Here is a 5,098-nt window from a genome sequence, read left to right as displayed (position 1 = left end):
AATGACAATCTTTCTACTTTCGAAAATTTTAAAATGTTAATGGCTGCATAACGTCCAAAATCTCAGTTTTGTTGCTTCAAGCAGATCTTCAATTATAGATGCGACAGAACCTTTTGTATTTAGCTCGGGCAAATTTATGACGATAAGGATCTTGGTGTTTGTTCGGCATATTTACCTTAAAAAAAGAGGATATCTTAACTCCTTAACTTTACTATTTCCACTGCTTTTTTTATTTATTCAAAAACTCGATTTACTCCAAATTCCGATTCATGCAACAAAGCCTCTCCTAATAATTCACTCTTTTCATCCACTAACCTTTTTTGATAATCATAATTCGGTGAATAGCAAATTTTATCCACTACTTGAGATACAGGGGAGCTGTTATCTTTTATTCTGTCTTGCAACGGATATGTAATATTTTGTAGTTTAGGAAAATTCCCAGGATAAAAATCCACAGGATAAATAGTCTTTTGATCATCAAAATCAATTTGACAATCTATTGACTTTTGATCAGTCACTATATCTTTATCTTCTATATAGTTATGCTTAAGCTCAAGCTTTGTAAGCCTAGTATTATTTAATGTATTAATAAGTCTTTTTGCTCCTTTAGTTGTTATTTCATTATCATTAAGATTTAAGTGTGTAATATTAGTTTTTGGTAATATAGTAACAAGTGCCTCAATATCTAAATCATCTATGCAATTGTTTTGAAGATCAAGATGTTTAACCTCAGTATCCTTTAATATATTAGCAAGTTGAATCATACCATTGTCATTTCCTATAAGGTTGCATGCTAGATTAAGATGTTCAACTTCAATATACTTGAGTATAGAAGTAAGACCTCTAATATCAAAACTATCTCCTGCATTATTTTCTAGATCAAGATATTTAATTCTAATTCTAGTACTTTTTAATCTAGACTCACATTCTTCAACAGAATGAAGCTTCTGTTCGACGAATGCATTGATGTAGTTGTGTTTCATATCTATATGGGTACTAATACTATCTTTTAGTATAGGAACAAGTGTCTCTATATCTGAACCTTTTATTTCCAAGTTTTGAAGATTATATGTCATTTCATCCTCTATATCCTCTTCATACGTACTATATCCACTATCATATGTCTCTTTCTTCTGTTCTTTAAAAGTAATGATAATTTTAGTATTTTTTTGTATAGAAATAAGTTTCTTAATTCCTGTATCATTTATAAGGTTATCGTCAAGAATAAGCTCTGTAATTTTAGTATCTTTTAATATAGAAGCTAACTCTATCGCTCCTAAATTTCTTATATAGTTGTTTGCAAGATTAAGCTTTGTAATTTTAGTGTCTTTTAATACAGAAGCAAGTTCTATCGCTCCTGAATCTCCTATATGGTTGTTTGCAAGATTAAGATCTATAATTTGAGTGTTTTTTAGTATAGAGGCGAGCGTCTTAATTTCTTCATCACCCATATAGTTATATCCAAGATCAAGATATTTAATTTTAGTATCTTGTGGTAAAGTAAGTGTATCATTTTCAATACTTGGGATACTAGTATCTCCTATATCATTACATGATAGATTAAGATCTATAATTTGAGTATCTTTTAATATGGAAATAAGTGTTTTAGCACAATCTTCTGCTATTTGGTTGCCTTGTAGATTAAGGTGCGTAATTTTAGTGTCTCTAAGTTTAGAAAATATCTCAATCTTTGTACCCCGTATATAGTTACGTTCAAGGTTAAGGTGTGTAATATTAGTATCTTTGAATATAGAAGCAAGCATCTCAAATTCTTCGTCATATATGTCGTTATATCCAAGATTAAGGTGTGTAATATTAATATCTTTTAGTAGAGAAATAAGTGTTTCAATGTCTAAATCCTTTATTTTCTCGTCTCGAAGATCAATAGTAATGGGAGCTTTTTGTAGTACAGAGGCAACTGTTTTAATTGGAATGCTCCATGAGTCTTTATTAAGATCATGAATATTTTGGTCGCCAAACAATACAGCTGTGTTGATGTAGTTCGACGTGTTATCTGATTTAATATAATCCCTGCAAGACTCTAGTTCTGCTGGTAATTTGGACAATAATGGGGTACTCGGATCCTTACATACACTAGAGTACACTGCGGTTTGAGGTGAATAGTCTCTTTCAAATCCTTGCACATAAGCAACTTTTGCAGGAAGTCTAATAGATATCTTTGGTAAATCTATTGCTGCTGACAATTTTGTCTTTGAGTCGGAGCATAAATCCTCAGCTACATCTATGTATGTTGTAATTTTACGTTCCGTATCTCCTGCCAACTCCCTAGCAGAAGTAATTTGCAAAAACTCTTCAATGCTTATTGGCACGCTGCAATCATTCTGTGCATTTATACAGCTTGTCTTAGATTCTAATGATATTAACTCTGAATACCAGTCAATATCTTGATAGTGGGTGGTTACTGTTACTGTCTCTTGAGATGGCTCTGGGGGCAATAGCTTTTCTAATAGTTCTATTGATGGGTCTGGTATTATTGTTGCATTATTCTTTATTACCTCTAAGGTATTTGATTTCTTAGCGTTTTGGACACTCTGATTAACCCTATAATTATTATCCATAATATTATCAAGTGGTAGATCGGTAAGTAAGATTTCAGCATATTGTTGATTATGAGCTTGATAGTTAGTTCGTATATTTGCTAAATATTGTTCTTGAATTTGTGACGTCCTAACAGCATCTATATCTATCCTGTCATCAATATTAACTAACTGTCGAGATAATTGATTTACTTCAATGGTATTAACTATTATAACTTCAGCAACATAATATGCAGCATGTTCTTGGTAGGAAAATCGGTAATGCAACTGTGATACCTCAATATCTTGTGTTATTAACCATGTCACCTCTGATCTTAGAGCAACTGACTCATTAGCTATTCTAACATTATTCTGTCTGATGTTGATAGTAAACGGGTTTAATATATCTAATAAATATTTATTTAATAGATCATAAACACTATGTAGAGTAGCGTTAGTTCTTATTGATGGCATTTTATATTGCAAATGTGATGCACTACCAAATAGTGCAATGTGATGCATCCTTTTAGTACGTATTTGTACTTCTATCTTCTGGGAATCTTTAACTATTACCGTATGTAATGATTGATAACCACTTTTCTTAGGAAACTTAATAAAATCCTTACATCGTTTTGGAATATGTTTATAATTATTATAAATAGTATCCAATATTTTATAACATTGACCTTCTTCCTCTACTATTACTCTAATACCAATAATGTCAAATAATTCTGTTACTTTACTAGACTTCTGTACCATCTTCTTAGCAATAGAATAACAAGATTTAACTCTCCCAGATATGGTATATGCTATGTCTACAACAGATAAAATATCATGCAATGTATTAATAGTGCTAATAACTAACTGTTGTTGATTGGGATATTGTTCTGTTAAACTAGTGACTATCAATTCTTGTAACTGTGGCTGTAATATTGTTAAACAATCATCTTGTAATGCAGTTTTAATGTTCTCTATTGTTACTTCTTGAAATAATGGTACATATATCTTACTTATTTCATTGCTAATTAAATAATATTCAATATCTGATACTTTTGAGTCAAATATTATTTGATTCAGTAAATATACAAATCTGATTAATAATATCCTTATTCCTATATTAGGTTCTAATGATAATAATAACTTGATAGTCTCCTGTATTGTATTATGGCGATATGTGTTGTGAATTTGAAAAAGCTTAGTTAATGCATTAAATATCTTAGATATTTCAGTATTAAAATGTTGAATTTTAGATGCCTTTAAGTTAGCTTTTGCAAAACTAAAGAACAGTAATGCTGCAATAGTAGAACTGGTATCAGGATATACTGAGGTAATGGTTTTTGCTATTTCTATGAATTGGTGATTATTATCTCTGTAATGCTTTATGGCAAAATTAAGTGCCTCCTTAACTTTGACTTCATCAAAATTAGGGTCATTTCTTAATGCTGCAATAATATCTTGATAGTTCATAATTTAAGTTTAAGTAACTATGAGCCTAAGAATCTGTCGGAAAATAGAAAATATCTTAAAAAATAAGAAAATTTACCGTATCCTCCTATGGCTTGTTTTATTAAATTGATCATTAATTACGCTAAATTCTCTATTCTCCAACAGGCTCCTAGCACAAAAAAGGCATAAAATTGTAGAAATATATTTAGAGAAAACCAATCTAACATAAATCACTTGTTTCATTTCTAAAATCCACTTCATAATAGGTGCAAATTTTTTAGTTGGTTAAATAATTTAATTGTTTCATAATGATCGAAAAACAAGTAATACCAAATCACTATCTAATTAGCAACATAACTGTTCTCAGATACTTTTAAGCTTTGCTAGTTGTAAATATTATTGGTTTGATGATGAATTGGTACAAGCATTTGCTTCAGTATTTTTAGATACTTTTATTAGACTATTATGATTCTACCATAAATCCAGTGGGAAAAGTGTGTAAATTTCAAAATAGATTATATATAAAAATACGTAATAAACATACATAAGTACCTCACACTTTGGTTATAAGATATATAGTGAAACACATTAAATTAAGTAATTAAAGAACATAGCAATAATTTCAAACAATTTGCTACTGTTAACAAAGATATAATTTGTGTGATTTATAGACCTTGTTACAACAGAAATGTAAGATAAAATGAGAACGTTCGCTGAGCTGTGTCAGTATAGAATATCATAGTCTAAAATTCAACCTATCAGGGAAGAAAATATCTAGCTGGGAAACGGTTACCGCCCAATCTGGGATTGGCATATTCCACTTTGCTGTAATCTGTTTTATAGCACAAAAAACCAATTTGAACAAGGCATTTTCACTTGTAAAAGCACCTTTAGTTTTAGTATATTATAATGGACTGAAGAAAATGGACAAAAAAAAATAGAGTTAAAAGTTTCCTAATTAAGATAAAATAATAAGAAAAAATTAGGAGAAAAAATGACAAAAGAAAAAGCAAGAGTTTTTAGTGCTGAAGAAAAAACTAGGATAGTATTAGAAGTGCTGAAAGAAGAGAGTCCATTATCAGTGATAGCATCAAAATATGAGATAAACTCAAAGA

Annotated in this window: 1 protein-coding gene and 1 pseudogene; both read right to left on the bottom strand. The window is 30.0% G+C overall.

Annotated elements, in window-relative coordinates:
• Positions 1 to 233: 233 nt before the first annotated feature.
• Positions 234 to 4,004 (bottom strand): hypothetical protein, encoded by a 3,771-nt coding sequence (locus RiCNE_RS05755; RefSeq protein ID WP_094649635.1) that lies wholly within the window; start codon positions 4,002 to 4,004, stop codon positions 234 to 236.
• A 715-nt stretch (positions 4,005 to 4,719) separates the two neighbouring features.
• Positions 4,720 to 4,887, bottom strand: a pseudogene (locus RiCNE_RS08085) (IS256 family transposase); the annotation flags it as partial.
• Positions 4,888 to 5,098 lie beyond the last annotated feature (211 nt).

This window comes from Rickettsia endosymbiont of Culicoides newsteadi, from assembly GCF_002259525.1.
In the GTDB taxonomy this organism is placed as follows: Bacteria; Pseudomonadota; Alphaproteobacteria; order Rickettsiales; family Rickettsiaceae; genus Tisiphia.
This window is presented reverse-complemented; position numbering and strand designations above follow the sequence as displayed.

Bases quoted from the DNA above. Each gene is read 5' to 3' on its own strand.
- RiCNE_RS05755 (WP_094649635.1), bottom strand. From the start codon at position 4,004: ATGAACTATCAAGATATTATTGCAGCATTAAGAAATGACCCTAATTTT.